Source organism: Aeromonas ichthyocola, from assembly GCF_046087985.1.
Taxonomy (GTDB): domain Bacteria; phylum Pseudomonadota; class Gammaproteobacteria; order Enterobacterales; family Aeromonadaceae; genus Aeromonas; species Aeromonas rivipollensis.
Window position 1 is genome coordinate 78260 of record NZ_JBJSWH010000006.1, and the last position, 24468, is coordinate 102727.

25 protein-coding genes and 2 pseudogenes are annotated in these 24468 nt (G+C 60.7%); 15 read left to right on the forward strand and 12 right to left on the reverse strand.

The window, feature by feature from the left end; genetic code table 11:
• Positions 1–77: 77 nt before the first annotated feature.
• Together ACF2JD_RS17525 and ACF2JD_RS17530 are read right to left on the reverse strand one after the other, a co-directional pair.
• Positions 78–1574, reverse strand: a complete 1497-nt coding sequence (locus ACF2JD_RS17525; protein WP_440987865.1) for a CoA-acylating methylmalonate-semialdehyde dehydrogenase — start codon at positions 1572–1574, stop codon at positions 78–80.
• A 103-nt stretch (positions 1575–1677) separates the two neighbouring features.
• Positions 1678–3009 (reverse strand): aspartate aminotransferase family protein, encoded by a 1332-nt coding sequence (locus tag ACF2JD_RS17530; protein ID WP_440987866.1) that lies wholly within the window; start codon positions 3007–3009, stop codon positions 1678–1680.
• Positions 3010–3181: 172 nt separating this feature from the next.
• Between ACF2JD_RS17530 and ACF2JD_RS17535 the strand changes: the two genes are divergently transcribed.
• The 7 genes and pseudogenes from ACF2JD_RS17535 (at position 3182) to ACF2JD_RS17565 (ending at position 9658) form a co-directional block, all read left to right on the forward strand.
• Complete coding sequence (locus tag ACF2JD_RS17535) at positions 3182–3724, forward strand: cupin domain-containing protein (RefSeq protein WP_025325324.1); 543 nt, start codon at positions 3182–3184, stop codon at positions 3722–3724.
• Positions 3725–3924: 200 nt separating this feature from the next.
• A pseudogene (locus ACF2JD_RS17540) lies at positions 3925–5419 on the forward strand (aldehyde dehydrogenase).
• Between the two features lie 8 nt (positions 5420–5427).
• Positions 5428–5718, forward strand: a complete 291-nt coding sequence (locus ACF2JD_RS17545; protein ID WP_049828095.1) for a hypothetical protein — start codon at positions 5428–5430, stop codon at positions 5716–5718.
• A gap of 125 nt (positions 5719–5843) precedes the next feature.
• Positions 5844–6740, forward strand: a complete 897-nt coding sequence (rarD, locus tag ACF2JD_RS17550; RefSeq protein WP_111911672.1) for an EamA family transporter RarD — start codon at positions 5844–5846, stop codon at positions 6738–6740.
• Between the two features lie 99 nt (positions 6741–6839).
• A pseudogene (locus ACF2JD_RS17555) lies at positions 6840–7642 on the forward strand (AraC family transcriptional regulator).
• A 40-nt stretch (positions 7643–7682) separates the two neighbouring features.
• Positions 7683–8306, forward strand: a complete 624-nt coding sequence (locus tag ACF2JD_RS17560) for a LysE family transporter (RefSeq protein ID WP_440987867.1) — start codon at positions 7683–7685, stop codon at positions 8304–8306.
• Between the two features lie 242 nt (positions 8307–8548).
• Positions 8549–9658, forward strand: coding sequence for a YeeE/YedE thiosulfate transporter family protein (locus tag ACF2JD_RS17565; RefSeq protein WP_440987868.1), 1110 nt, complete (start codon positions 8549–8551; stop codon positions 9656–9658).
• Between the two features lie 75 nt (positions 9659–9733).
• Here the strand turns inward: ACF2JD_RS17565 and ACF2JD_RS17570 are convergent, their stop codons facing one another.
• Positions 9734–10354 (reverse strand): LysE family translocator, encoded by a 621-nt coding sequence (locus ACF2JD_RS17570; RefSeq protein WP_106885282.1) that lies wholly within the window; start codon positions 10352–10354, stop codon positions 9734–9736.
• Positions 10355–10455: 101 nt separating this feature from the next.
• On the opposite strand from ACF2JD_RS17570, the gene ACF2JD_RS17575 reads away from it, so the two are divergent.
• On the forward strand, positions 10456–11352 hold the full coding sequence (locus tag ACF2JD_RS17575; RefSeq protein ID WP_106885283.1) for a LysR family transcriptional regulator: 897 nt from the start codon (positions 10456–10458) through the stop codon (positions 11350–11352).
• A gap of 16 nt (positions 11353–11368) precedes the next feature.
• Here the strand turns inward: ACF2JD_RS17575 and ACF2JD_RS17580 are convergent, their stop codons facing one another.
• Positions 11369–12028: a chromophore lyase CpcT/CpeT gene (locus ACF2JD_RS17580; RefSeq protein ID WP_440987869.1), complete on the reverse strand. Its 660-nt coding sequence runs from the start codon at positions 12026–12028 to the stop codon at positions 11369–11371.
• A 96-nt stretch (positions 12029–12124) separates the two neighbouring features.
• A complete protein-coding gene (locus ACF2JD_RS17585; RefSeq protein WP_440987870.1) occupies positions 12125–12262 on the reverse strand; it encodes a hypothetical protein in 138 nt (45 codons plus the stop codon).
• Between the two features lie 28 nt (positions 12263–12290).
• Between ACF2JD_RS17585 and ACF2JD_RS17590 the strand changes: the two genes are divergently transcribed.
• Together ACF2JD_RS17590 and ACF2JD_RS17595 are read left to right on the forward strand one after the other, a co-directional pair.
• Positions 12291–12947, forward strand: a complete 657-nt coding sequence (locus ACF2JD_RS17590) for a VIT1/CCC1 transporter family protein (RefSeq protein WP_111911680.1) — start codon at positions 12291–12293, stop codon at positions 12945–12947.
• Positions 12948–13063: 116 nt separating this feature from the next.
• Positions 13064–13513, forward strand: coding sequence for an SRPBCC family protein (locus ACF2JD_RS17595; RefSeq protein ID WP_440987871.1), 450 nt, complete (start codon positions 13064–13066; stop codon positions 13511–13513).
• A gap of 232 nt (positions 13514–13745) precedes the next feature.
• Here ACF2JD_RS17595 and ACF2JD_RS17600 read toward each other — a convergent pair whose 3' ends face one another.
• A complete protein-coding gene (locus tag ACF2JD_RS17600) occupies positions 13746–14246 on the reverse strand; it encodes a DUF1993 domain-containing protein (protein WP_168236183.1) in 501 nt (166 codons plus the stop codon).
• Positions 14247–14535: 289 nt separating this feature from the next.
• On the opposite strand from ACF2JD_RS17600, the gene ydfZ reads away from it, so the two are divergent.
• From ydfZ to fabF, 3 genes are all read left to right on the forward strand, one after another.
• The gene (gene ydfZ / locus ACF2JD_RS17605) at positions 14536–14733 is read left to right on the forward strand and encodes a putative selenium delivery protein YdfZ (protein ID WP_106885287.1); all 198 of its coding nucleotides are present in this window, start codon (positions 14536–14538) and stop codon (positions 14731–14733) included.
• A 190-nt stretch (positions 14734–14923) separates the two neighbouring features.
• The gene (locus ACF2JD_RS17610) at positions 14924–15451 is read left to right on the forward strand and encodes a winged helix-turn-helix transcriptional regulator (protein WP_171277064.1); all 528 of its coding nucleotides are present in this window, start codon (positions 14924–14926) and stop codon (positions 15449–15451) included.
• Positions 15448–16725 carry a beta-ketoacyl-ACP synthase II gene (fabF, locus tag ACF2JD_RS17615; RefSeq protein WP_440987872.1) on the forward strand — a complete coding sequence of 426 codons (1278 nt, stop codon included), beginning with the start codon at positions 15448–15450 and terminating at the stop codon, positions 16723–16725. Before ACF2JD_RS17610 ends, fabF begins: the two co-directional genes overlap by 4 nt.
• Positions 16726–16832: 107 nt before the next feature.
• Here fabF and ACF2JD_RS17620 read toward each other — a convergent pair whose 3' ends face one another.
• From ACF2JD_RS17620 to ACF2JD_RS17635, 4 genes are all read right to left on the reverse strand, one after another.
• Positions 16833–18176, reverse strand: a complete 1344-nt coding sequence (locus ACF2JD_RS17620; protein ID WP_440987873.1) for a DUF4397 domain-containing protein — start codon at positions 18174–18176, stop codon at positions 16833–16835.
• 329 nt (positions 18177–18505) lie between these two features.
• Positions 18506–18793 carry a sll1863 family stress response protein gene (locus tag ACF2JD_RS17625; protein ID WP_111911690.1) on the reverse strand — a complete coding sequence of 96 codons (288 nt, stop codon included), beginning with the start codon at positions 18791–18793 and terminating at the stop codon, positions 18506–18508.
• A 24-nt stretch (positions 18794–18817) separates the two neighbouring features.
• Complete coding sequence (locus tag ACF2JD_RS17630) at positions 18818–19237, reverse strand: BON domain-containing protein (protein ID WP_106885291.1); 420 nt, start codon at positions 19235–19237, stop codon at positions 18818–18820.
• Positions 19238–19264: 27 nt separating this feature from the next.
• Positions 19265–19423 carry a DUF3309 family protein gene (locus ACF2JD_RS17635; RefSeq protein ID WP_106885292.1) on the reverse strand — a complete coding sequence of 53 codons (159 nt, stop codon included), beginning with the start codon at positions 19421–19423 and terminating at the stop codon, positions 19265–19267.
• Positions 19424–19680: 257 nt separating this feature from the next.
• Here ACF2JD_RS17635 and ACF2JD_RS17640 point away from each other — a divergent pair, with 257 nt between their 5' ends.
• A complete protein-coding gene (locus tag ACF2JD_RS17640) occupies positions 19681–20466 on the forward strand; it encodes a hypothetical protein (protein WP_440987874.1) in 786 nt (261 codons plus the stop codon).
• A gap of 289 nt (positions 20467–20755) precedes the next feature.
• Complete coding sequence (locus ACF2JD_RS17645) at positions 20756–21649, forward strand: LysR substrate-binding domain-containing protein (RefSeq protein ID WP_440987875.1); 894 nt, start codon at positions 20756–20758, stop codon at positions 21647–21649.
• 470 nt (positions 21650–22119) lie between these two features.
• Here ACF2JD_RS17645 and ACF2JD_RS17650 read toward each other — a convergent pair whose 3' ends face one another.
• Together ACF2JD_RS17650 and ACF2JD_RS17655 are read right to left on the reverse strand one after the other, a co-directional pair.
• Positions 22120–22839 (reverse strand): HNH endonuclease, encoded by a 720-nt coding sequence (locus ACF2JD_RS17650; RefSeq protein WP_440987876.1) that lies wholly within the window; start codon positions 22837–22839, stop codon positions 22120–22122.
• A complete protein-coding gene (locus ACF2JD_RS17655; RefSeq protein ID WP_440987877.1) occupies positions 22836–24023 on the reverse strand; it encodes an AAA family ATPase in 1188 nt (395 codons plus the stop codon). The genes ACF2JD_RS17650 and ACF2JD_RS17655 overlap by 4 nt, the downstream gene beginning before the upstream one ends.
• Between the last annotated feature and the right edge of the window lie 445 nt (positions 24024–24468).

Genomic DNA, 24468 nt, shown 5'->3' on the forward strand with positions numbered 1-24468 from the left:
CTCCTTCACAGGGATAGCGGGACACGCCGGCGGACTCCTTCCGCCGGGCCATGCCAGGGCTAGCTGCTGCATGTTGATCATTTCATGGTCGGCATGGAGAACTCGGCGCCGGCCCGCAGGCTCTGGGGCCAGCGTGCAGTCACCGTCTTCATCCGGGTATAGAAGCGTACCCCGTCCGGCCCGTGCATGTTGAGCGGCCCGAAGATGGACCGCTTCCAGCCACCGAAGCTGTGAAACGCCATGGGCACAGGTATGGGTACGTTCACCCCTACCATACCGACCTGAACCCTTGTGGTGAAGTCCCTTGCGGTATCCCCGTCGCAGGTAAAGATGGCGGTGCCGTTGCCGTACTCGTGTTCGTTGATGAGGCGCAGGGCTGTCTCGTAGTCCGGCGCCCGCACTATGGCGAGCACGGGGCCGAAGATCTCCTCCCGGTAGATGCGCATCTCGGGGCCGACCCGGTCGAACAGACTGCCGCCGATAAAGTAGCCCTCACCGTGGCTGACACCGCGCCCATCGACCACCAGACTGGCACCCTCTGCCACCCCCTGATCCACGTAGCCACGCACCTTGGCCAAGTGCTCGCGACTGATGAGGGGGCCCATCTCGTTCTCCGGGATCGGACCAAGGCCGGGCCCGACTCGCAGCGCCTCCACCAGCGGCTTGAGCTTGGCCACCAGGGCATCGGCGGTGGCATCGCCCACCACCAGGGCCACCGAGATCGCCATGCAGCGCTCGCCGGCCGCACCATAGGCCGCCCCCATCAGGGCGGAGACCGCCTGATCGAGATCCGCATCCGGCATCACCAGCATGTGGTTCTTGGCGCCGCCCAGGGCCTGCACCCGCTTGCCGTGGGCCGAGGCGGTGGCATAGATGTACTGGGCTATGGGGGTGGAGCCGACGAAGGACACCGCCTGTACACGCGGGTCGGTCAGCAGCACGTCCACCACCTCCTTGTCGCCGTTGACCACGTTGAGCACCCCGTCCGGCAGACCCGCCTGCTTGAGCAGCTCGGCCATGCGCAGGGCCAGGGAGGGATCCTTCTCGGACGGCTTGAGGATGAAGCTGTTGCCGCAGGCCAGCGCCACCGGGAACATCCAGAGCGGCACCATGGCCGGGAAGTTGAACGGCGTGATGCCGGCGCACACCCCCACGGGCTGCATCATGGAGTGGCTGTCCACCCCCCGGCCCACGTTGAGGGAGTGTTCCCCCTTGAGCAGATGGGGAATGCCGCAGGCAAACTCCACCACCTCCAGCCCCCGGGTCAGCTCCCCCTGGGCGTCGGAGAAGACCTTGCCGTGCTCGCGGCTGATGAGGCGGGCCAGCTCGTCCCTGTGCTGCTCCATCAGCTCCTTGAAGCGGAACATCACTCGTGCCCGCACCAGCGGCGGGGTCTGGGACCAGTCGGCGAAGGCGCGCTCGGCGCTGGCGATGGCATCGAGGCACTCGGCGGCGGTGGAGAGGGCCACAGTGCCCTGCTGCTGGCCGGTGGCCGGATCGAAGATGGCGCCGAAACGCTCGCTGCGACTCTCTGTGGTTTCGCTGTCGATGAAGTTGTCGATCCTGTAACTCATAAATCCTCCGTGATGGGTCATTCGCGTCATCCTTGTGCGCAGCCGTGGGCATCAGGCACAGGAAGAGGGCGCCCGGCGGGCGCCATGCAACAAAGGGTAAGTATCAGTCCTGGGCCTGCAGGACATCCTGCAGCAGGGTGAAGAGGTCGTCGATCTCGCTGCGCTCGATGATGAGGGGTGGCGACAGGGCTATGATGTCGCCGGTCACCCGGATAAGCGCCCCCTTCTCGAAGCAGCGCACGAACACCTCGTAGGCCCGCTTGCCCGGCGCATCCGGCATGGATTCGAGCTCTATGCCCGCCACCAGCCCGTAGTTGCGCACATCCTTCACATGCTTGCAGCCCTTGAGGGAATGCGCCGCCTCCTCCCAGTAGCCAGCCAGATCGGCGGCGCGATGGAGCAGGTTCTCGCTGCGGTAGATCTCGAGGGTCGCCAGACCCGCGGCGGCCGCCACAGGGTGACCCGAGTAGGTGTAGCCGTGGAACAGCTCGATGGCGCCCTTGCCGGCGGCCATCATGTCGTCATAGATGTGGTTCTGCACCAACACGGCCCCCATGGGGATGGCGCCGTTGGTGAGCCCCTTGGCGCAGGTGATAAGGTCGGGAATGACGTCGAACTCCTGGGCGGCAAAGGCGGAGCCCAGGCGGCCGAAGCCGGTGATCACCTCGTCGAAGATCAGCAGGATGCCGTGTTTGGTGCAGATCTCTCTCAGCTGCTTGAGGTAGCCCTTGGGGGGCATGATGACGCCGGTACTGCCGGCTATGGGTTCGACGATGACGGCCGCTATGTTGCTGGCATCATGGAGGAAGACGATCTTCTCCAGCTCGTCGGCCAGGGTGAAATCTTCCGCTGGCAACCCCTTGGTGAAGGCATTTTTGGCGATGTTGAGGGTGTGGGGCAGGTGATCCACACCCCCAAGCAGGGAGCCGAACCACTTGCGGTTGCCGGGAATGCCCCCCACCGAGATGCCACCGAAGCCGACCCCGTGATAACCGCGCTCGCGACCTATGAGCCGGGTGCGGGTGCCCTGACCGCGGGCTCGCTGCCAGGCCAGCGCTATCTTGAGCGCCGTATCGACGGATTCCGAGCCTGAGTTGGTATAGAAGACGTGGCCGAAGCCCTTGGGGGCTATCTCCACCAGCTGGTTGGCCAGCTCGAACGGCAGAGGGTGGCCCATCTGGAACGTGGGGGCGAAATCGAGGTGCGAGATCTGCTGGGAGACCGCCTCGGCAATCTCGCGCCGACCATGGCCCGCGTTGCAACACCAGAGCCCGGCGGTGCCATCCAGTATCTTGCGGCCATCCTCTGAGTGATAATACATCCCCTCTGCCGACTTCAGGATGCGCGGCGCCGCCTTGAACTGCTGGTTGGCGGTGAAGGGCATCCAGAAGGCGGACATGTCGGAAGGGGTATTGATGTCGCTAATCGGTTTCATGGTCACCTCATCCTTAAGGCGTTTAGTAACACTTGGCTGATGCCTATTAAATTAAACACCTGAATCCATAAAAAAGGGCCTTTCATCGCCCTGCTTGGTGTCACCCCCTCGGGGTGGTATAAGATATTTAACACAATTTTAATAATAGTAAACAGTCAAGGAGTGTCTATCGATGGATATCGGTCACCGCCTCAAGGCGGTTCGCACCAAGGCGGCCCTCTCCCAGCGCGAGCTGGCCAAGCGCTCCGGTGTGACCAACGGTTTTATCTCCCAGATCGAGAAAAATCAGGTGAGCCCCTCGGTCGCGTCGCTGCGCAAAGTGCTGGAAGGCATCCCCATGTCGCTCGCCAGCTTCTTCACCGATGAGACGGAGATGGATTCCGAGGTGATCTTCCGCGCGGACGACATGCCGGATCTCGGCACCCACCCCATCAGCTATCGACTGGTGGGCCACAGCCGGGCCAACCGCGCCATCGGCATGATGCAGGAGGTACTGCCCCCTGGCGCCGACACCGGCGACGACATGCTGAGCCACGAGGGGGAAGAGTGCGGCATCGTCATCCAGGGTCAGGTGGAGGTCACCGTCGGCGAGCAGGTACACCTGCTGGCGCCCGGTGATGGCTACTACTTCGACAGCCGCACCCCGCACCGTTTCCGCAACGTGGGGGAACAGGAGTGCGTGCTTATCTCGGCCAACACGCCAGCCAGCTTCTGATCCCCATGGGTGACCAGGGCAGCTCGCCCCTCCACGAAACGGCCCCGCTGCCTGGGTAAAGTCCGCCGCAGATCGGGGCCTTTTCTCCGACATTTTGGGCAGCAAGTGTTTAATGAATTGTTACAAGATGGATTTACAAGCGGCAGGATGTTTAGCATATTGATACGCGGAGACTATCTTTGCCGGTTCAAGGAGTGAACATGAGTGACCTGACCCTGGCCCAGTGGCAACACAAGGCCGCCCATCTGACCCTGCCCTCGCAAGCCTTTATCGACGGCAGCTACCGGGACGCCGTCAACGGCGCCACCTTCGATTGCATCAACCCGGCCAACGGCCAGTTGCTGACCAAGGTGGCCTCCTGCGACGCCGCCGACGCCGAGCTGGCGGTGCAGGCCGCCCGCGCCGCCTTCGATGACAAGCGCTGGAGCGGGCTCTCCCCGAAACAGCGCAAGCTGATCATGCAGCGCTTCGCCGAACTGATGCGCCTTAACCAGGTGGAGCTGGCCCTGCTGGAATCCCTGGACATGGGCAAGCCCATCGGCGATGCCATGGGCTATGACGCCCCCGCCGCCGCCAACTGCATCGCCTGGAACGCCGAGGCCATCGACAAGATCTACGATCAGGTCGCCCCTGTGGAAGAGTCCGCCCTGGCCCTGGTGACCCGCGAGGCGCTCGGGGTGGTTGCCGCCATAGTGCCCTGGAACTTCCCCCTGGTGATGGCCTGCTGGAAGCTGGGCCCGGCGCTCGCCACCGGCAACTCCGTCATCCTCAAGCCGTCCGAAAAATCCCCCCTCACCGCCCTGCGCATCGCCGGCATAGCGAAAGAGGCGGGCATCCCGGACGGGGTGTTCAACGTGCTGCCGGGCTTTGGCCACACAGTGGGTGAGGCGCTGGCCATGCACATGGACGTAGACTGCATCACCTTCACCGGCTCCACCAAGATCGGCAAGCATCTGGTGCAGTGCTCCGGGAAATCAAATCTGAAACGCGCCTTTATGGAGTGCGGCGGCAAGAGCCCCAACATAGTGCTGGCGGACGCGCCTGATCTGGACGCCGCCGCCAGGAGTGCCGTGGGCGCCATCTTCTACAACCAGGGCGAGGTGTGCACCGCCGCCTCCCGCCTGCTGGTGCAAAACAGCATCAAGGTGCAGTTCATGGAGCGACTGCTGGCCCATGCCCGCGAGTGGATCGCCGCCAACCCGCTGGACCCCGCCACCCGCATCGGCGCCATGGTGGACGGCATCCAGATGGAGCAGGTGTTGAACTACATCGCCATCGGCCAGCAGGAGGGCGCCAAGCTGCTGCTGGGGGGCAAGCGCACCCACACAGAGAGCGGCGGCTTATATCGAGCCCACGATTTTTGACGAGGTGACGCCGCAAATGCGCATCTTCCGCGAGGAGATCTTCGGCCCTGTGCTGGCGGTGACCGGCTTCGACACGCTCGAAGACGCCATCGCCCTTGGCAACGACACCGACTATGGCCTGGCGGCGGCGATCTGGACGGCGGATCTCAACAAGGCGGTCAAGGGCTCCCGCGCCCTGCGCGCCGGCACCGTCTTCGTCAACAACTGGGATGGGGGCGACATGACGATGCCGTTTGGCGGCTTCAAGCAGTCTGGCAACGGCCGCGACAAGTCATTGCACGCCCTGGAGAAGTACACAGAGCTGAAAAGCACCTGGATCCAGCTCGAATAAGATCAGAAATGCCGCTCACCGATCGAATTGGGGGAGAAATCCCCCTTTTTCATTTTTACCCTTTCCTCAACGGCCTCAATCGATATAATCATCAAATAGACAAGCCCTTAAATATAAAGATAAAAATGCTGTTTTTTCTGGGAAGTGTACTGTTTCTGGTAGTGGGCCTGCCGCTGCTCTTCTTCATGCTGGGCGAGGGTGAGGCCTATGTGACCTGGGGTCCCTGGATCTCCGCCATCGCACTCATGCTGTGGCTGCTCATGGATGTAGAGAAGATCCGCCGCGGTGGCCGGCGCTGAGTCGATTCCATGCTGTAAAAATCTCGCCAAACGGCATTTATTAACTTCTTTCCCCCCAAAAGGATCGCTACACTGATTTTTTGCGATGTTTTCCAACATCCGACTCTCCAGTGAAGGTTATCCGTATGCAGCAACAGATCCAGCGCCAGGGCATCATCTATGCCCTGTGCGCCTATACCCTTTGGGGCCTGGCGCCCATCTACTTCAAGACCATTTCCGCCGTCCCGGCCGCCGAGATCCTGACCCACCGCATGATCTGGTCCTGCGCCCTGCTGATGGTGCTGACCCTGATCGGCCGCCAGTGGCACAAGGTGCAGGTCGTGCTGCGCCAACCCAAAGTGCTGCTCACCCTGGCCTTCACCTCCATCACAGTCGGTGGCAACTGGCTGCTGTTCATCTGGGCCATCAACAACGGTCACATGCTGGATGCCAGCCTCGGCTACTACATCAACCCCCTGTTCAACGTGCTGCTCGGCATGGTGTTTCTGAGCGAGAAGCTGCGTCGCCTGCAGTGGTGGGCGGTGGGACTGGCGGTGATAGGGGTCGCCGTCCAGCTCATCGCCTTCGGCTCCCTGCCCTGGATAGCCCTGGTGCTGGCCTCGAGCTTCGCCATCTATGGCCTCATTCGCAAGAAGCTGGCCCTCGATGCCCTTACCGGCCTGCTGATCGAGACCATGATCATGCTGCCACCGGCGGCCATCTACCTGTGGGGATTCGCCGACAGCCCCACCAGCCACCTCACGCAAAACGACTGGCACCTGAACCTGCTGCTGATCGCCGCCGGGGTCGTCACCACGGCGCCCCTGCTCTGCTTCACCGCAGCCGCCACCCGGCTCAAACTCTCCACCCTGGGCTTCTTCCAGTACATAGGCCCCAGCCTGATGTTCATCCTGGCGGTCACCCTCTACGGGGAAGCGCTGGCGCTGGACAAGATGATCACCTTCGGCTGCATCTGGAGCGCCCTGGTGCTGTTCAGCCTGGACGGGCTGCGCAGCGGCAAGCGGCGTCAGCAAGCCGGTTGAGAAGGCGAGCGCGCGGTCCCTGCAATAATCTACAAGCCAGGGGCCGGCTTTCGGGTTATCAATAGACCATGAGCGCTTCTCCACGCTTCTCCATCCCGCATCCGCTACTGGCAATCCCCGCACCTGCCGGGGGTCGAACTCTCCCACTCCCATCACAGGGAGTTCAGCTATGGCCGCCACGTGCACCTGGACTACCACATAGGTCTGGTGCAGCAGGGCGGCCAGAAGTTCATTCACAAGGGCAGCAGCCACAACCTGGTGCGCGGCGAGCTCTCCACCGTCAACCCGGACGAGATGCACGACGGCCTCAGCCTGCTGCCGGAAGGGTACGAGGTGAGGGTGTTCGCCATAGCCCCCGAGCAGCTGGCCCGCTGGCTGCCAGACAAGCCGGAGCCCTTCTTCGACAAGGGATTGCAGAGCCGCCCCGACCTCTATCAGGGCTTTGCCCAGCTGCACGGCTATCTCGACAACCCCAAGGCCGATGGCCTGCTGATCGAGAGCCAGCTGCTCGCCCTGCTGGGGGAGCTGCTGCATCTGGCCTCCCGAGGTGCACCAGCTGGCGGATCCCCAGTTGCGATTCCTGCGCGACTACCTGATGGCCAGCTCTCGACGAGCCCCACTCGCTGGAAGAGCTGGCGGGGCTGCTCGGGCTCGACCGTTTCGCCTTCCTGCGCCAGTTCAAGAAGCGCAGCGGCATGACCCCCTACGCCTGGCTGAAACGGCTGCGGCTGGAGCAGGGCAAGCGGCTGCTGGCGAGCGGGATGGCGGTGAGCGAGGTGGCGCTGGCGGTCGGCTTCTTCGATCAGAGTCACTTCCACCACGGCTTTCGCCAGGCATTCGGTCTGACGCCCGCCGAATTTCGTGCCCAGATGCAATCTTTTACAAGCCGCGCCCCCCGCTGATCCGCCATGCTGGTTCTCCGTCGTTAAAGCGAGAGTTGTTATGCTGACCAGTCTGTTCGTTACCCTTGGCCTGATGCACCTGATTGCACTGGCCAGCCCCGGCCCCGATTTTGCCCTGATCCTGCGCACCAGCCTGCACCGGCCGACCGCCCTTGGCGCGGCGCTGGGCATCTCGCTGGCGATCATGGTGCACGCCACCTTCAGCCTGACCGGGATCAGCATGCTGATCGCCAGCCACCCGCTGCTGTTTATGGTGATCAAGTGCTGCGGCGCCCTCTATCTGGGCTGGTTCGGGTGGGGCGCCTTGATGGCGGCTCGCCAGCAGAGCAGCACCGTGATGGCCAGCGCCGCCAACGAGCTGCGCGGCTGGGGCAGGGGCGTGCGCACTGGCCTTGCCACCAATCTGCTTAACCCCAAGGCGCTGGTGTTCTTTATCGGTCTGCTGGCCGCCATGGTGACGCCAGAGGTGGATGGAATGACCCGCAGCCTGCTGGTGGGCGAGCTCTTCATCATCTCCCTCTGCTGGTTCGGGTTGCTGGCGTGGAGCCTCTCCACCGATCGCGCCCAGCGCCTGCTGCTACGGGTGCAGCGGCCGCTCAATCTGGTGACCGGCGTGCTGTTTGCGGTGGTCAGCCTCTCCATTCTGGCGAGCTGGTGGATTTGACAAAACCCCTGATGGCTTGAGATAGAGGTTCAGCTGACCGACCACGGCAGGTCACCGGTCTGCTGTTCGGTATCACCAGCCCAGCCTCTCCATCCTGGTGGAGCTGGCCGTCGAGGCGAGTGCCTATGTCTGAGGCCTTGGCCTGGCCCTGACAGCGAGATTACCCCAAGCAAGCTGGCATCGGACTCATTGTGGGATTAGGATGCACGCCTTCACCACAATAACGTTACGGATGTATCGGCATGACTCGACAATGGTCGCTCCCCATAGTGGCACTCGCGGGGGTAGCCTTGCTCTGGCTCGGCACCACCTTCGGCATGAAGTGGGCCCTGATGGCACTGATCGGCTTCGGTTTCGGCTTCACCCTCTCCTTCAGCCGCTTCGGCATAGTATTCGGTTGGCGCGAAATGCTGACCAGGCGCAACAGCTACTATGTGCGGGTGCACCTGCTCACCATCGCCATCGAGATCCTGCTGTTCACCACCTTCCTCTCCTTCACTCATGCCCTCTTTGGCGATGCCATGGTGGGCAACGTCATGGCCATAGGCGTCCCCTTCATCGTCGGCGCCTTCCTGTTCGGCATCGGCATGCAGCTAGCGGGGGTCTGCGCCACCGGCACCCTCTACTGCTGTGGCGAGGGGCAACCCCGCTTCTGGCTGGTGCTGATCTGCTACGGCATCGGCACCCTCATCAGCAACCAGTTTCGTCCCGAGCTGGAGGCCAGCTTCTCCAGCCAGGTGGTGCTTGCCAAGGATTTGACCGGCAATATCTGGAGCGGCATGCTGCTCAACCTGGCCCTGGTCGCCGTGCTCTTCCTGCTGTTTCGCAAGAGTGAATTGAAGTGCACCGGTGAGGTGAAGCCCCTCTTCGGCGGCGGCAACCTGTTCTGGCGCGACGGCCGCTTCACCGTGCTGACCGGCGGCATCCTCATCGCCCTGCTCAACTCCGCCGTGGTGGCCCTGCACGGTTCGGCCTGGACCATCACGGGGGCCGTCTATGACATGGCGCTGCGCGGCGCCTCCTTGTTCGGCCTGTTCGAGGGCAACCCCAAGCTGGCCCAGCCGCTCTTCATCAATCCCATGGTCGGCATGTTCTGGCTGGGGATCCTGGGAGCCGCGCTGGCCCGTTGCCTGAGCGGCGGCGGCAACCACACCCCGATCCGCATAGGCAACAGTCTGGCGGCCATCATAGGCGGTCTGCTGATGGGGATGGGGGCCATGTACAGCGCCTGCAACCTGGGCGGCTTCTTCGACGGCACGGCGTCCGGCAGCCTGCACGGCTGGGTCTGGATGCTGATGGCCCTGGCGGGCAGCATCATTGGCATACGCCTGCGGCCGCTGTTCAAACTCTGATGCAGTAGCGGGATGGCGCTATCCGGCGCCATCCCGCTCTTCTTCGCCAGGCGGGGTGCCCCGCCCGGCCCTCTCTCAGCCCAGCGCCCTTATCAGCAGCAGGATCGCGAAGCCGGTGAACATCACAGCCGACAGCCGGTTGATGCCCCTGGCGAAGCGCTCGCCATAGCCCTGCAGTCCCACCCAGCGAAACACCAGGCAGTAGCCGCCGTGCACCACCAGCACCACGGCGCTGAAGGTCAGCGCCAGCAGCAGGCACTGGCCCAGCGCCCCCTGGCGAAAGTCGATGAACTGGGGAAACAGGCTGGTGAAGAAGATGATCGCCTTGGGGTTGAGCAGGCTGATGAGCGCCCCCTTGACGAAGCTGCGCCAGCAATCCCTATCCGAGCTTTTGCCCATCACAGGGCTCACCGCGCGCTGGCGCCAGGAGTTCACCCCCAGATAGAGCAGATAGAGGGCGCCCCCCAAGGTGAGGATCTGCTGGCCCCCGGCCAGCCAGTGGGTAAACCAGATCACCGCCAGCGAGGCCAGGGTCGCTACCATCAATATCCCCACCGCCACCCCCACAAAGCCGGCGATGGCGTGGCGGCTTCCCCGGGTCAGGGTGTTGCCTATGGTGTAGATCACCGCCGGCCCGGGACTGAGCACAGTTCCCAGGGCGAGCAGCAGGTAGAGGGCGTAATAATCGAGACTCATCGCAGGGCATTTCCCGGTCGGTTGGATGCCGCCCAGTATATTGACAGCCGCTTCGCCAGCCAGACATAGTGGCGCTCGGCTTTATAAACCAGGAGTTTAGAGTGGACCGTCTGACCGCCATCGAGATCTTCGTCGAGGTCGCCCGCGCGGGCAGCTTCAGTGCCGTGGCGGACCGCTTCGAGATGACACCGGCCATGATCGGCAAGTACATCAAATGGCTGGAGGCCAGGGTCGGCTCCCGCCTGCTCAACCGCAACACCCGCTGCCAGAGCCTGACCGAGGCGGGCAGGGAGTACCTCGGCGGTTGCCAGAGCCTGCTGCAACACTACAGGGCGCTGGAGCAGAATACCCAGGCCCATACCGGCCAGGCGGCGGGCAAGATCCGCATCAATGCCCCCATCACCTTCGGCAGCTATCGGCTGACCCCCTTGCTGTGCCGCTTCATGGCGCAGTATCCGCAGATCCGCATCGAGCTGGATCTCTGTGATCGGCTGGTCGACGTGATCGGTGATGGCTTCGACCTCATCTTCCGGGTCGGCACCCCCAAGGATGCCGCCTACATAGCCCGCCCGCTGGCCCACTCGGCCTCGGTGTTCTGCGCCTCCCCGCGCTACCTGCAACGGCACGGCACCCCGCAGGAACTCGCGGATCTCGCCCGTCACCACTGCCTGGGCTTCGCCCCCTGGCTGACCCAGTCGAGCCTGGCCACTGAGTTTCCCCTCGAGCAGTTGCACCTGTGGGACAGCCCCTTCATCAGCAACCATGGCAGCGCCCTCAAGGTGGCAGCGCTGAATCATGCGGGCATAGTGCTGCAACCGCGCGCCCTGCTGAGCCAGGAGCTGGCCAGCGGCGCCCTGCTGGAAATACTGCCGGATGCCCTGCCCGCCCCGCGCCCGGTCAACATGCTTTATCCGGCGAGAGAGCCCATGCCGCTGCGGCTGCGACTGCTGATCGACTACCTCAGCGAGCACCGCCAGGCGCTGGACATACAGGCGTGACACGGCGCCGTCCGGCTCATTCCCCCCGTTGTTTCACCTTGCGCAGGTAGAGATATCCCTCCCCCGGGCTGCCCCAGCGCTGGCGGGCGCCGTTGTCATAGGCCCTGTCCAGCAGCCTGACGCTGTTGGGGCCTATCCAGAGGTACTGCACCAGGGTAGTGGCGCCGCCAAAGTCGGTGGCACAGCTGCCGACCTTGCTGTGGCCCGCGTACTCTCCGCTGGCCTGGCGGGTCAGCCAGATCTCGCACCCCTGGCGCAGGGAGAGTTGTTGCGGAGTGAGGGTGTCGAGCAGTTCGGGCTGGCGCCAGGCGCCGGCAAAATCGGTGGCCCTCGGCATGGTCAGCTCGGCCATCAGGATGCGACCATCGGGCAGCGGGGAGAAACGGTAGATGCGCTGACGGAAGGGGCGCACCGCCCGCTCGGTCAGAAACTGCTCGGCATAGACCCAGCGAAAGGGGCCTTCCCCGGGCCAGATCTCCACCAGTCGCAGCTCGGCACTGGTGAAACGCGGGTCGTAACCGGCCTGCTCCTGGCTGGAGAACTCCCCGGTGAACCAGGAGAGCAGCGGCTCCATCTTCCCCTGCACCGGTGACGGACTGGCCACGAAGGGAACGGGGTTGGCCCACACCAGGCAGGCGTAAAACAACCCCAGCAGGGCCACCATCGGCTTTGTCATCGAATCCTTCCGAGTCGCTTGCATGGCGGCGATTATATGAGCGAACGGCGGCAATAACCTCTACCTTGATCAACTCCTCGCCAATCCGCTGAAAAATCACTGCGTTAGCGAAGAAGTACGACGCAGGACAGGGATAATGACAGCAGCAGGGGCCATCCGCTGCGCCAGGCTTGACGGCACCTGACTGGCGCACCGGGTCTCCTTGATCTTGCCGTGGGCCGCTTCCATGCTCATGTCTCAACGTCCATCCAGAGACAGCCCCATGAACCCACCCCGTTTTTCCCCCATAGACCCCATCTCCCGCTACTCGGAGATCCTGTTCGGCCTGCTGATGGTGCTCACCTTCACCGGGTGCTTCAACGCACTCGAGGCGGGGCGCGCCGAGATCAGGGATCTGCTGATCGCCGGCATCGGCTGCAACATCGCCTGGGGCATGATAGATGCCATCGTCTACCTCATCACCACCCTGACCGAACGAAGCCGGGCCCTGCGGTTGTTGCAGCAGTTGCGCCTGCTGACACCCGGTGACGAGAGGGGGATAGCGGCGCTGCGAGACGCCCTGCCCGGCCCGCTGGCGGCGATCTGCCGCGACCCTGAACTCAGGGAGTGGCAGGTGCGTCTGCAACAACGCCCCGAGCTGGGTCAGGGGGGTGTCTGGCGCTGGAATGATCTGCTCAACAGCCTGGGGGTCTTCCTCATGGTGTTCCTCTCCACCTTCCCCGTGTTGCTGCCCTTCATCTTCATGCAGGATCCCGTGCCGGCCCTGCGTCTCTCCCACGCCATCGCCCTGCTGATGCTGATGGGGATTGGTTACGGACTCGCCCGCTATGCCGGTTCCCCCCGCCCCCTGCTGATCGGCGTGCTCTTCGCCGCCGCAGGCGTCGCCATAGTACTGGCCACCATAGCCCTCGGCGGCTGAGGGAAAGCCCGGCAGCGGCCAACATCGCCGTGGGCGGCTGAGGGAAAGCCCGGGCAGCGGCCAACTCCGGCGTGGGCGACTATTCTTGCTGCGGACCAACCGAGGAGGTATCCCCCATGACGACTGGAACTGTGACACTGCACCGCGTACTCAAGGCCCCGCCGATGCGGGTATACAGAGCCTTTATCGAGGTGGACGCCCTGGCCAAATGGCTGCCGCCCCATGGCTTCACCTGCCGGGTGGAGCATCTGGAGGCACGGGTCGGCGGCACCTTCAGGATGTCGTTCACGAATTTCGGCAGCGGCCACAGCCATGCCTTCGGCGGCGAGTATCTCGAGCTGGAGCCGGGCAAGCGCCTGCGCTACACGGACAGTTTCGACGACCCCAAGCTGCCCGGTGAGATGCGGGTCACCATCACCCTCACCCAGGTGCTGTGCGGCACCGAACTGGCCATAGAGCAGGCCGGCATACCCGCGCTCATCCCGGTCGAGATGTGCTATCTCGGCTGGCAGGAGTCCCTGACCCAGCTCGCCGCCCTGGTGGAGCCCGAGATCCCGAGCGAATAAGCCGGTGCCATCCCGGGAATGCCGGGGCCCAAGAAGCAGAGAGCCTGCCGGATGGCAGGCTCTTTTCATTCCGGCAGGGCAGCGGCTTACAACCTATCCCAATAGGCGTCATTGTCGAAGGCAGTTTGGACACAGCCAGCGCGCAGAAACCGGAGCGTACTGGAGTACGTGAGGATTTCGAGCACTGCCTGGGTTCAAAATGGCGAGTTAAATAGCCTGATGGGATGGGTTCTTATTGCAGGTTCAGGCCACCCAGGTAGTCCTTCTTGCCGAGATCGACCCCGGCCTGGCGCAGCAGGGCATAGGTCATGGTCAGGTGGAAGTAGAAGTTGGGGATGCCGTACTCGTGGACGCAGCTGTGGCCGTCCATCCCCTTGCCACCCGCCCAGTAGGGGTAGTAGTGGCCGCTCGCATACTGGCTGAAGTCGGCGTCCAGCTTGCTCTGCAGATAGGCGATGGTCTTGGCTGCATGAGCGCGCAGATCCGCCATTGTCTTGGGATCATCCCCGAGCACCGGCGGCTCGCTCAGGCTGGCGGTGGCCACCAGGGCGCGGGCGCTGTCGCAGCAGATCAGCACCTGCTTGCTCAGCGGCAGCATGTCGACGATGAGGCGCTCATTGAAGAAGTTCTCCACATTGAACTTCTTCGCCGCGGCATGGGCCTCGGCCTTGGCCAGACACTGGTCCAGGTTGGTCAGCATCTTGATGAACTGGGCGGCAATTTCACGATTCATAATGGGATCCCGGTTGGTTGAAGGCAGTTAAACGAGCGGCACCACTATAACCCATCCCTTTTCCGGTTCGAGCCTGTGGCGATGAAAAGCAGAGGCGACCCGCGTACCCTGCGACAGGCAATGGCGGCCTCGACGAGGCCCTCTTGCCAGCGCGCCCGGCTTGCCCGCCACCCTGAGTCCCTCTTTCCCCTTTTTTTGATCTGTGACAGGCATCTCGTTTTTTCGGAGGCGTAGTCTGGGCCCGTTGCCCCGGCACGGGCCGGGGCCCACACCCGAAAAGGAGAATGCCATGAAGATCTACGATAGAAACCGCAATGTGCTGACCCTGGGCCAGCGCGTCATGATTGCCGCCACCGGCGCGGTCGACACCCTGAAGGAGGCTCACACCGACAACCTGACCCCCTATGAGGCGGAGCATGAGAAGTGCGTGCTGCTGGCAAACACCCAAGAGCGTTACGCGCCCATAGAGTTGATTAGACTAGGCTGATCCCCTTCCCCGTCACCCTACTCTTTACAATTCACCCGGCCGCCGCGCCCCAGCTGACGGCCGGGTTTCTGACTCCCAGCTTTTCCTATCCCCAAGATGTCGCCCGCCACCGGACGGCACAAGTCACTTGCATAATGGAAGTAAGGGCCGTATGGTTACTTCCATTATGCAAGTAACCTGATGACCCCAGATGCGCAAGAAGAGTCTGAGTGAACAGCAGTGCCCCATCGCCCGCAGCCTGGATCATGTCGGCGAGTGGTGGAGTCTGCTGATTATCCGCGATGCCATGCATGGCCTGTCGCGCTTCGATGAATTTCAAAAGAGCCTTGGTATTTCCCCCAACATACTGACCCGGCGCTTGACCGCCCTGGTCGAGGGGGGGCTGATGGAGAAGCGGCTCTACTCCGAACGCCCCCCTCGCTATCAATATGCGCTCACCCCCCGCGGCCAGGATCTCAGCGCCGTGCTGATCGCGCTGCTCACCTGGGGCAATAACCACCTTGCGCCCGAGGGAGCCAGCATCCAGCTGAGGGATGCCCAGACGGGCGAGCTGGTCGAGCCCATGCTGGTGGACAGGCGCACGGGTCAGGAGATTTCACCCTCGCGCCACACCCTGGTGCCGGGACCGGCCGCCAGTGACGGCATGAAGCAGCGTCTGCGCCATACCAATGGCGTGATGAGCGGCGATAACCCTTCGAAACAGGAATCAGAATCATGAGCTCAACTCGCATCGTGGTGACAGGAATGGGAGCTGTGACCCCGCTTGGATATGGGGTGGAAACAGTGTGGCAGCGGCTGCTGGCGGGCCAGTCCGGCTTGCGCCGCCTGCCGGAGGCCTTCACCGAAGGGCTGGCCGCCAAGGTGGGCGCCATGGTGCCCTCCCTGGCAGAAGATCCCCTGGCCGGGTTTGATCCTGATGCAGTGGTGCCGATCAAGGAGCAGAAGAAGATGGATCGCTTCATCCTCTTTGCCATTGCCGCGGCCAAGGAGGCCCTGCTGCAAGCCAACTGGGCCCCCAGGACGGCGGCGGAGCAGGAGCGCACCGCCACCATCATCGCCTCGGGCATCGGCGGCTTCCCCGCCATCGTCGATGCGGTGCGCACCACGGATGAGCGGGGACCGCGCCGCTTGTCCCCCTTCACCATCCCCTCCTTCCTGGTCAACATGGCGGCGGGCCATGTCTCCATCAACTTCGGCTTCAAGGGGCCGCTCGGGGCACCGGTCACGGCCTGCGCCGCAGGGGTGCAGGCCATTGGCGACGCCGCCCGGCTCATTCGCTGCGGTGAGGCCGACATCGCCATCTGTGGCGGGGCCGAAGCCACCATTGACCGCGTCAGTCTGGGCGGGTTTGCCGCTGCTCGCGCGCTGTCCTCAGCCTATGCCGATGACCCCGAAGCGGCCTCCCGCCCCTTCGATGTCGACCGCGATGGGTTTGTCATGGGCGAAGGGGCCGGGATCCTGGTGATTGAATCCCTGGAACACGCCCTGGCCCGGGGCGCCACCCCCATAGTGGAGCTGGTGGGCTATGGCACCAGTGCCGACGCCTATCACCTCACCGCCGGTCCCGAAGATGGCGACGGCGCACGCCGCGCCATGATGGCGGCCCTGGCTCAGGCCGGCATTCAGGCGGCGGATGTCCAGCACCTCAATGCCCATGCCACCTCGACTACGGTGGGTGACAGGGGGGAGCTGGCCGCCATCAAACGCGTATTTGGGGATGACAACCAGATTGCGGTGACCTCCACCAAGTCTGCCACCGGCCACCTGCTGGGGGCCGCCGGGGGCATAGAGGCCATCTTCACCGCCCTGGCCATTCGCGATCAGAGAGTGCCTGCCACCCGCAACCTGCTACAACCCGACCCGTTCGCCGACGGCGTGGACATAGTGCGGGGCACGGCTCGTGACATGGGGATAGAGCACGCCATCTCCAACGGCTTCGGCTTTGGCGGCGTGAATGCCAGCGTGCTGTTCAAGCGCTGGCAGGGGGCCTGATCTCGCCGACGTCATCATCCTGGGACACCCAGACTTTCTGCCATAAAAAGACCCAAACTGAAGGGCTCAGTTTGGGTCAGATTGCGAGTCGGTTGACTAGCAGAGGGTCATTTTTTGCTGCTGATGTCGTCCAGGATCAGCAGCTCAGGATCCACGCCACCGACACTGTCAGACAGGGCCGCGGCTGTCAGCACCTGGCCATTGGCCAAGGTGACCGGCAGGGGACCTATGACAGGGGTCTTGTCACCCGAGGCCGTGACGGTGACCTGGTAATCACCGGCGGCAATGGCAAGATAGCCGCTGTCTGCCTTGAAGGGCACGGCCTTGAGTGCCGGTGACGCGCCACTGATGTCAGTGCCCGCAGTCAGATAGATGTCGACTGCCGGCGCCGTGGGGGCGGCATGGAGCACCCGCAGTTGGGCCTCGGTAGCCACCGAGCGACCGGTGTCCATCAGCAGCAAGGGCTCTATGGTTTCACCCGAGGGATCCAGCAACTGGCCCACGGCAAACAGGGAGTAACGAACCCCCGCCTTGAGCGGCACGTCGCTGGCACTGATCACCTCAGGGGTGGCGGCTCCGGTTGGCGTGACCACAAAGTCATAATCGGCGGCGGCCAGCCCCAGATACCCGGTGTTCCCCTTGAAGGCCAATCCTTGCAGCGGGGCCGCTGTCGGGGCAACGCCATTCACCCAGATGTCGACGGCAGGGGCATCGGCAACCGCATGGACCACCCTCAACTGAGCCTCTTCATCGACAGACAGGATGGGGGTTGCGCCAGCATCGCCGATGGCGAGCAACTGCACCGGACTTGGCCCCGCCCCCAGATTGTCTATTGCCGCGATCAGCAGGTCAGCCCCGGCGTTGAGCGTCTGCGGGCCAGAGTCATAAACCACATCCACTGTCCCCGGCAAGGTCAGCCTGATCTGGTATTCGCCTGCCGGCAGGGTGAGGGGATCGCTGTAGGTCTTGAACGGAATATTGGCCAGCGTCGGGCTGCTCAGGGCGGCCCCCGGCGCGGTGACATGGATGTCGACCGCCGGTGCACCCGGTGCGGCATGCAGCACCTGCACACGAATATCACCGCCGGTTGGCGCCTGGTTCGGCCGCTCAATCACCAGGGGACCAAAGGCGGTATCACCGCTGCCAGCCAGTTTGCCGACGGCCAGCACGTCATACTGAGTGTCGGGTTTCAGCTCGAGAGACACAGGGCCTATGACAGTCGTCGTCGTCCCCCCTGGCAAGATGCCGTCGACCGCGACTTCATGACTGCCAGCGGCAACCGGCTTGAGTCCGCTGCTGCTGCCGTAGTCAACGGCCGTCAGGAAAGCCGCACCATCGACCCTTACATCAACCTTGGGGGCATCAGGGGCCAGATGGCTGATCCTGATGGTGGCATTGGGCGGGCTGCTGTCATTATCACTCCCCCCACAGGCTGCCAGGGTTAATCCCATGGCAATGGCTGCACAACGCTGAAACCATTTCATTTGATCAATCTCCATTTGGTAAGTGGCCAGAGTGATATGACTGTCCCGAACGATTGGATCACAGCGCTCTGTGTGATGGCGGTTGACGAGATGAAAGGAGGGATGGGCATTGGCATTCCAGGGTCAGCAGCGACACGGGGAAAGGCGGCGTGAATGCAGGCGAGTGGTTCAGGGGGACTGATCTCGCCGGCGGGTGAACATCATCATGCTGGCTGCCCGGGCGGCGAACTCCCGGCCCGGGCGTTCGCCGACTTTTTTCATCTTGGGACACCCAGCATCCCCAGGGGGATCCCCGCTCACTTGAATTTCGACTGGGCCTCCGCCAGACCGCTTTTCAGATCGTGCCACATCTGGTCGGCGGTCAGCTTGACCTGCTCCCAGGACTCGCCGCTCTCCCTGCCGAGCACCTCCATGCTGTCGGAGGCGGCATGCTGCCTGGCACGCAGGGCCTGAAGCTCCTTGCTCCCCTTGACCCTCATGTCGGCAGAGAGGGTCTCCAGCCTGGCTTCCAGCAAATTGATCTGGCAGCCCCACTCCTTGAGCTGGGCGCTCATTCTTTCCCGGTAGGCTTGGTGCATTTCCATCTTGTGCTCCTTGAGCAAACGACCCTATTGGGTCGCGGTGAGGGTCAGCTGATTGACGACATTCTCGACGCCATCCACCGCCATCGCGATCGCGCTGGCCTTGTCGCTGTTGGCTTGCGAATCGGCCGTCCCGGTCAGGGTGACGACACCGCCGACGGTATCGACGCTGATCTGCAGTGATCTCAGGCCGGGCTCGCCGAAGAGCTTGGTCTTCACCTTGGTGGTGACTTCGGTGTCTGCCCAGGCCTGGGCGCTCTCGGCACCTTGCTGGCTCACCTTGTCTTCATACTTGTCGAGGGTGGCATCGACCTTCTTGCCAGTCTCGCTGGCCGCATCATCTATGCTCTTGCCGGCCTGTTCCGCCGACCCCGGTTTGTCGCATCCGCTCAGCCCCAGGGTGCAGAGCAGCGAGATGGCGACGAGGGTTAGGTTGCTGTGTGGCATCTGTTGATTTCTCCGAAGTGAACTTGGCTAGATCTTGCCGAGCAAGACCAGGATGAGCAGTACTGTCAGTACCAGTCCGATAACGCCGCTTGGCGCGTAACCCCAACCCTGGCTGTGCGGCCAGCGGGGAATGGCGCCGATCAGTAGCAGGACAAGCACGATCAGCAGAACGGTTCCAATGGTCATGGCTTTCTCCTAAAGGTTGCATCTGGGCGACATAAACGACCCATCTGATAGTGCGACCCGTCCACAGGCCCGGTCTGTACGCAAACACACAGACGGGGGAGATATATGGATCTTTTCCAAGCCAGGCGGGATCGACCGGCAGGCCCCTCTCCTCTTCGATTCATTACCAGCAGTGAATTTTGATATCAGTTGAGTGCCATTTCAGTGAACACTTCACCGCCCTAGACTGCTTCTCGAACCTGAACGAGGAGTCTGTTATGAATTTCCCCCATATCCCTTTCCTGGCTGGCGCCATCGCCTCTGCCATGTCTTTCAACACCTTCGCCGGTGACCTTGTCTCGGTGCAGTTCAGCGATGGCCACCCCGCCGTCAGCGGGATCGAGGCGGTCAACGGAGTGCTCAACCCCATAGGGGTCAACGTGGTCACCGTCGAGATTCCCGACGGGGCCAGGCCGCTGCTCGAGGCCTCCCACCGCCGCGCTTTGACCCGTGCGGAGCACGGCGCCCTGATTGCGGCCTTCAACCTGAGTCAGGGGGAGCTGCTGGAGCAGGCCAGGCTCGCAGGGCGCGAGCCTGCGGTGAAAGGAGGGGGGGTGGCGACCGAAGAGACCGGCGTCGGCCCCTACCCCAAGGTCTATGACCTGATGGCGCTGGACGATCGCACCCGCAGCGCCGTGCTGGGGAAATACGGCCGCATGCACGTCAACTCCGCAGAAGACGGGACCGACATCGACGAGGTGATGACAGTGGTCAGCGGCGGCCCCTTCCGCTGGGGCTTTACCCTCGAAGACGGCAGCATAGCCCGCTTCCAGATCGACAAGGTGGGCCTTGAAGACAAGGCCGTGCGGATCAGCTATCACGGGCTGGGCATGCACGCCGGGCTGATGGACGCCAAACAGGGGCTGCTGGTGGCCTTCGCCCATGGCCCTAAGGCATTCACCATGCGCTACCAGGCCGATGTGCCCCACGCCCAGTTGCTCGGCACCAACCCCTGGGCCGATGTCGGCATCAGCCTGCCCCCCGCGCCGGGCAAGGCGCAGTAAGCCGGTTCGAGCCATCTGGCGGCGGGGCCCGGGCCCTGCCGCCTGCTTTATGCCTGTCGTCACGGGGCCGGGGTGCGAAGGGCCATTCCCAGTCCCCCGTCTGCGTGTCTGCCGGGCCCGCCACTCCCCCGGAAGGCCATTATCCGGGCCGGTATTCCCACGGGCCGCTCTGCGTCTGGCGGCTGATGGCCGGGGATGGGGGATGGACAGCCCCGGGATCCGCACTATTGTGATAAAAGTGCGCAATGATGGCGCCATCATTTACCAGTAGTGAATTAACGGGGGCAGGATGAACAAGATCACGGCGCTGAACGTCTTTCGCCGGGTGGTGGAGATGGGCACCTTCAGGGCGGCGGCGGACGACCTGCGCCTCTCTCAGGCGGCGGTCAGCAAGAACATCAACGAGCTGGAAGCCTTTCTCGGCATCGCCCTCATCAACCGCACCACCCGGCGGATGAGCGTCACCGAATCCGGCATGGCCTACTACGGCCAGATATGCGCCGTGCTGGACAGCCTGGACGCCGCCGACCAATCCATCATGGCCGCCTCCTTCACCCCCAGGGGCAGGCTGAGGATCGGCATGCCCATGTCCTACGGGCTGATCCGCCTCAACCCCCTTGTCTGCGAGTTCCAGCGCCGCTACCCGGAAATCAGCATCGAGGTGATCCTGAGCGACGCCTATATGGATCTGGTGGATCAGGGGCTGGATCTGGTGATCCGGGGGGCCGGCACCCTGGAGGACTCCACCCTGCGCGCCAAACCCCTGTGCGAGGTGCGGCGGGTGCTCTGCGCCGCCCCCGACTACCTCGAGGAGGCAGGCCAGCTCGCCCACCCTGAGGATCTCAAGAGCCACAACTGCCTGCTCTACAGCCTCTCATCCTCCCCCAACAAGTGGTTCTTTACCCGGGACGCGGAGAGCGTGGCGGTGGAGTTGAAGCCCGCCAGCTTCTGCGCCAACAACGGCATAGCCCTGAAACAGGCGGCGGTGCAAGGGCTTGGGGTCATCCTGGTGCCCAAAGAGTTTGTGTCTAGCGAACTGGCAGACGGCACCCTGGTTAAACTCATCCCCGACTGGCAACCCGACCCCCACGCCCTGTTCGCCGTCTACCCCTTCCACAAGGAGCAGTCCCGCAACGTGCGGCTCATTATCGAATTTATCGTCAAGGCGTTTCAGCTGAGGTGACTCTGACAAGCGGGAGCTTGGGACCCGCCTGTCGGGCACACCGATAACCTACGGATCTGCCCCATGCCGTTTAATTGTCGGAATATTGAATCCCGTCACATCGGTGGCGGTTTGAGTGGTTGCCCGGCAGCAAAGCCTCATGCGAACCTTTATTTGCCTTTCTTCCAACCAAAACAGAGTGCACCGGGCAGCCGCATCTCTTACAGGTCAAAGAACGATGCCACCCAGACTCTTAGTGCCGAGGCGGGCAAAAACTGCTGCGTTTGGCATGAGGTCGAAATGGATCTACTGATGGCCAGCTCCAAGCTGAGTCAGGTCAGTGAAGAGGAGGATAAGCAAGGGGTGATGGAGAGCAAGTTGGTCAAGTAATCAGCCAGCTTAGCTAAGCAAACAGGGCGTAGTCTCAACAGCTACGCCTCTGTCATAAAGGTGAGTGTCCCAGCAGTATCCCAATTTTCTCCCAGAGATACTTAACGTGGGTCAAGAGCTATAGCAATTGATTTTTGATGTAACTCATTCAAATCCTCATCCCAAAACTTTGCATTAAGTAACAAGTCTTTTAATATTGTATAATCTTTATTCGAATGCAAGGCGTATGCAATAAATGCGGAATAAGGGTGGTTAACTTGACAGGATTGTAATAGCCGAGTAATCCCATTCCTTATTTTATTTAGATCATAAGGTTTATGACCTAGACCTGATAGTTGTGCCCCTATCTCATTCGACGCTAAAAATCTAGGTAAAACAACACGATCGTCATCATTAAGATAAAGCTCTGTTATAGTTCTTGTCCCCTTAGCGTCTTTACCATACAGCCTGAATGCTTGTTGACTTAAATGAGACTTTGGATTGTCGATATATGGGTTTATTATTGGATTTGCTACCACATCCAAAGTCCATTTCTTACGGTTGCAGCGTCCACATGATGGAAGTAAATTATCCCAACTGACAACATCATCAGGGTATGAATCTTTATCTTTAAAATGCTCAACTTGCATATATGAATCTTCTTGTTGTAGCTTGCACTCACAATATGCACACTTGTAGGAACTACTTTTTAAAAGTGCATCTCCTATTTCTTTATTTTTCCAGACTGTTTTACTGTTATCTTTTTTAAAAGCCTCTGTTAGTTCTTTCACCTTCTCATCCGTCAAGTATTCTGGTTTGCCACCCTTTGCGAGTTTTATCATTTCTCACCATCCAGTATCTTATCGAGCTGAATTTTGAAAACAGGTCTCAATGGATATTGTGGATGAAGCATTTTATCTAACTGCTGATAAGCCAGCCTAGCCATATCTCTATTACCAGTATCAAGCGCACAATCAAACCTTCGCTTTATTTCATCATATTTTCTTGTTCTTAAATCTGGCATACCCATAATATCTTCAAGAATTTCTTCAACTGTCCATCCTTGATAACCATACTCTGAAACAGGAAGAGATCTTCGACTAACAATACCACTATTATTTCTCTCAAGCGCTATAACTTCACCATAAGCAGCAGTTTGAACAACATGAGGGCTATGTGTTGTAATGAAGAATTGAGCTTTAGAAAAAATTGCTTTTAGAATAGTACAGATTTTCCCCTGCCATTCAGGATGCAGATGCAGTTCAATCTCATCGATTAAGATGATACCCTCATAATCGGCAGCGGCTATTCTATTCTTTTCAAATCTATAATCTATTTCCTTGATCAAACCCAACAAGATATAAATTATTGACTTGAATCCTGAGGATAGGTATTCAAAATAAATTTCCCCTGTAGGGGTCATTAAGAAAATTTCATTTTTAGTGTCAAGACGACTATAGGTATACTCGGGATTAAGGATGCTGAAACATTTTTTGGAAAGTTCAAGATTACTTAGTTGCGTTTCAGATAGATGCTTTCTATGTCCACTATGTAAGATTCGATTAAGTAACCATTCTTTAATATCTCCGTTGTTTATCCCAGAGGTATTATTTCTTGTTCTATGAGTTACATCAGGATCCGACTGAATTGCTGCAATCTTTCTGTAGTTGATTCCTCTACTGGTTTTCAAATAAAGCATCTGCTGCTTATGGTCATGATACAACGGATTTCGTATATACTTATCTGATTCAGTAGGCTCAAATTCATTTACGTCAATTGAAAAGGATATTGGTTTTTCCTCAAACATTTCAGTAGTTTCTATTTTTATTTCCCCTTTAATACTTCCAGACCTTTTACTTAAGGTGTTAGCATCAAACTCGCTAAAACAAAATGCTACTGAATCAAGTATGTTTGTCTTGCCCACTCCATTTTCACCACAAATTATATTTATTTGTGAGTTGAGATTTTCTAAAAAAAGTCCTGAAATCCCACCCACGTCTGTTATGTTGATATTTTTGATTTTCATTTCTTTCCTTTTAACTGATACTAATTAAAATTTCATTACCCATCAATACTGAATTTTACATAATTGACCATAGACAACACAACATAAATTCAAGTTGTTATTACACAAATATATTGTAAGAAAAAAATATATTCATGCCTACACTATCTCTTCTTCAAATCTCGGATGGAGCACCCAAGCCGAAGGCAGGCACGGTATTGATCCCCCTCCAATCCGCTGAGGTTCAGAGGCCACGTCAGGGACGCCATCAGGGATGATGGCTTGGCCGCAGCGGACAGGGGCCAAATCAGGTCAGGACGAGCACAGCTCGACCCCGATTTGGCGCGAGAACAGGGATGTTCGAAGCGGGCTTTGGCCGAAGCCATGGATGGCGCAGGCCAAAGTGCCGTCTGCGGCGGCCCGTCCGACGTTGGCTCTGAACTGAGGGCACTGGCGAAGCCAGCGG

Bases quoted from the DNA above. Each gene is read 5' to 3' on its own strand.
- ACF2JD_RS17590 (WP_111911680.1), top strand. From the start codon at position 12,291: ATGAACCCACCCCGTTTTTCCCCCATAGACCCCATCTCCCGCTACTCG.
- ACF2JD_RS17530 (WP_440987866.1), bottom strand. From the start codon at position 3,009: ATGAAACCGATTAGCGACATCAATACCCCTTCCGACATGTCCGCCTTC.
- ACF2JD_RS17565 (WP_440987868.1), top strand. From the start codon at position 8,549: ATGACTCGACAATGGTCGCTCCCCATAGTGGCACTCGCGGGGGTAGCC.
- ydfZ (WP_106885287.1), top strand. From the start codon at position 14,536: ATGAAGATCTACGATAGAAACCGCAATGTGCTGACCCTGGGCCAGCGC.
- ACF2JD_RS17595 (WP_440987871.1), top strand. From the start codon at position 13,064: ATGACGACTGGAACTGTGACACTGCACCGCGTACTCAAGGCCCCGCCG.
- ACF2JD_RS17535 (WP_025325324.1), top strand. From the start codon at position 3,182: ATGGATATCGGTCACCGCCTCAAGGCGGTTCGCACCAAGGCGGCCCTC.
- ACF2JD_RS17625 (WP_111911690.1), bottom strand. From the start codon at position 18,793: ATGGAAATGCACCAAGCCTACCGGGAAAGAATGAGCGCCCAGCTCAAG.
- ACF2JD_RS17635 (WP_106885292.1), bottom strand. From the start codon at position 19,423: ATGACCATTGGAACCGTTCTGCTGATCGTGCTTGTCCTGCTACTGATC.
- ACF2JD_RS17570 (WP_106885282.1), bottom strand. From the start codon at position 10,354: ATGAGTCTCGATTATTACGCCCTCTACCTGCTGCTCGCCCTGGGAACT.
- ACF2JD_RS17560 (WP_440987867.1), top strand. From the start codon at position 7,683: ATGCTGACCAGTCTGTTCGTTACCCTTGGCCTGATGCACCTGATTGCA.
- ACF2JD_RS17600 (WP_168236183.1), bottom strand. From the start codon at position 14,246: ATGAATCGTGAAATTGCCGCCCAGTTCATCAAGATGCTGACCAACCTG.
- fabF (WP_440987872.1), top strand. From the start codon at position 15,448: ATGAGCTCAACTCGCATCGTGGTGACAGGAATGGGAGCTGTGACCCCG.
- rarD (WP_111911672.1), top strand. From the start codon at position 5,844: ATGCAGCAACAGATCCAGCGCCAGGGCATCATCTATGCCCTGTGCGCC.
- ACF2JD_RS17580 (WP_440987869.1), bottom strand. From the start codon at position 12,028: ATGACAAAGCCGATGGTGGCCCTGCTGGGGTTGTTTTACGCCTGCCTG.
- ACF2JD_RS17650 (WP_440987876.1), bottom strand. From the start codon at position 22,839: ATGATAAAACTCGCAAAGGGTGGCAAACCAGAATACTTGACGGATGAG.
- ACF2JD_RS17640 (WP_440987874.1), top strand. From the start codon at position 19,681: ATGAATTTCCCCCATATCCCTTTCCTGGCTGGCGCCATCGCCTCTGCC.
- ACF2JD_RS17545 (WP_049828095.1), top strand. From the start codon at position 5,428: ATGCCGCTCACCGATCGAATTGGGGGAGAAATCCCCCTTTTTCATTTT.
- ACF2JD_RS17525 (WP_440987865.1), bottom strand. From the start codon at position 1,574: ATGAGTTACAGGATCGACAACTTCATCGACAGCGAAACCACAGAGAGT.
- ACF2JD_RS17630 (WP_106885291.1), bottom strand. From the start codon at position 19,237: ATGCCACACAGCAACCTAACCCTCGTCGCCATCTCGCTGCTCTGCACC.
- ACF2JD_RS17610 (WP_171277064.1), top strand. From the start codon at position 14,924: ATGCGCAAGAAGAGTCTGAGTGAACAGCAGTGCCCCATCGCCCGCAGC.
- ACF2JD_RS17645 (WP_440987875.1), top strand. From the start codon at position 20,756: ATGAACAAGATCACGGCGCTGAACGTCTTTCGCCGGGTGGTGGAGATG.
- ACF2JD_RS17655 (WP_440987877.1), bottom strand. From the start codon at position 24,023: ATGAAAATCAAAAATATCAACATAACAGACGTGGGTGGGATTTCAGGA.
- ACF2JD_RS17585 (WP_440987870.1), bottom strand. From the start codon at position 12,262: ATGAGCATGGAAGCGGCCCACGGCAAGATCAAGGAGACCCGGTGCGCC.
- ACF2JD_RS17620 (WP_440987873.1), bottom strand. From the start codon at position 18,176: ATGGGATTAACCCTGGCAGCCTGTGGGGGGAGTGATAATGACAGCAGC.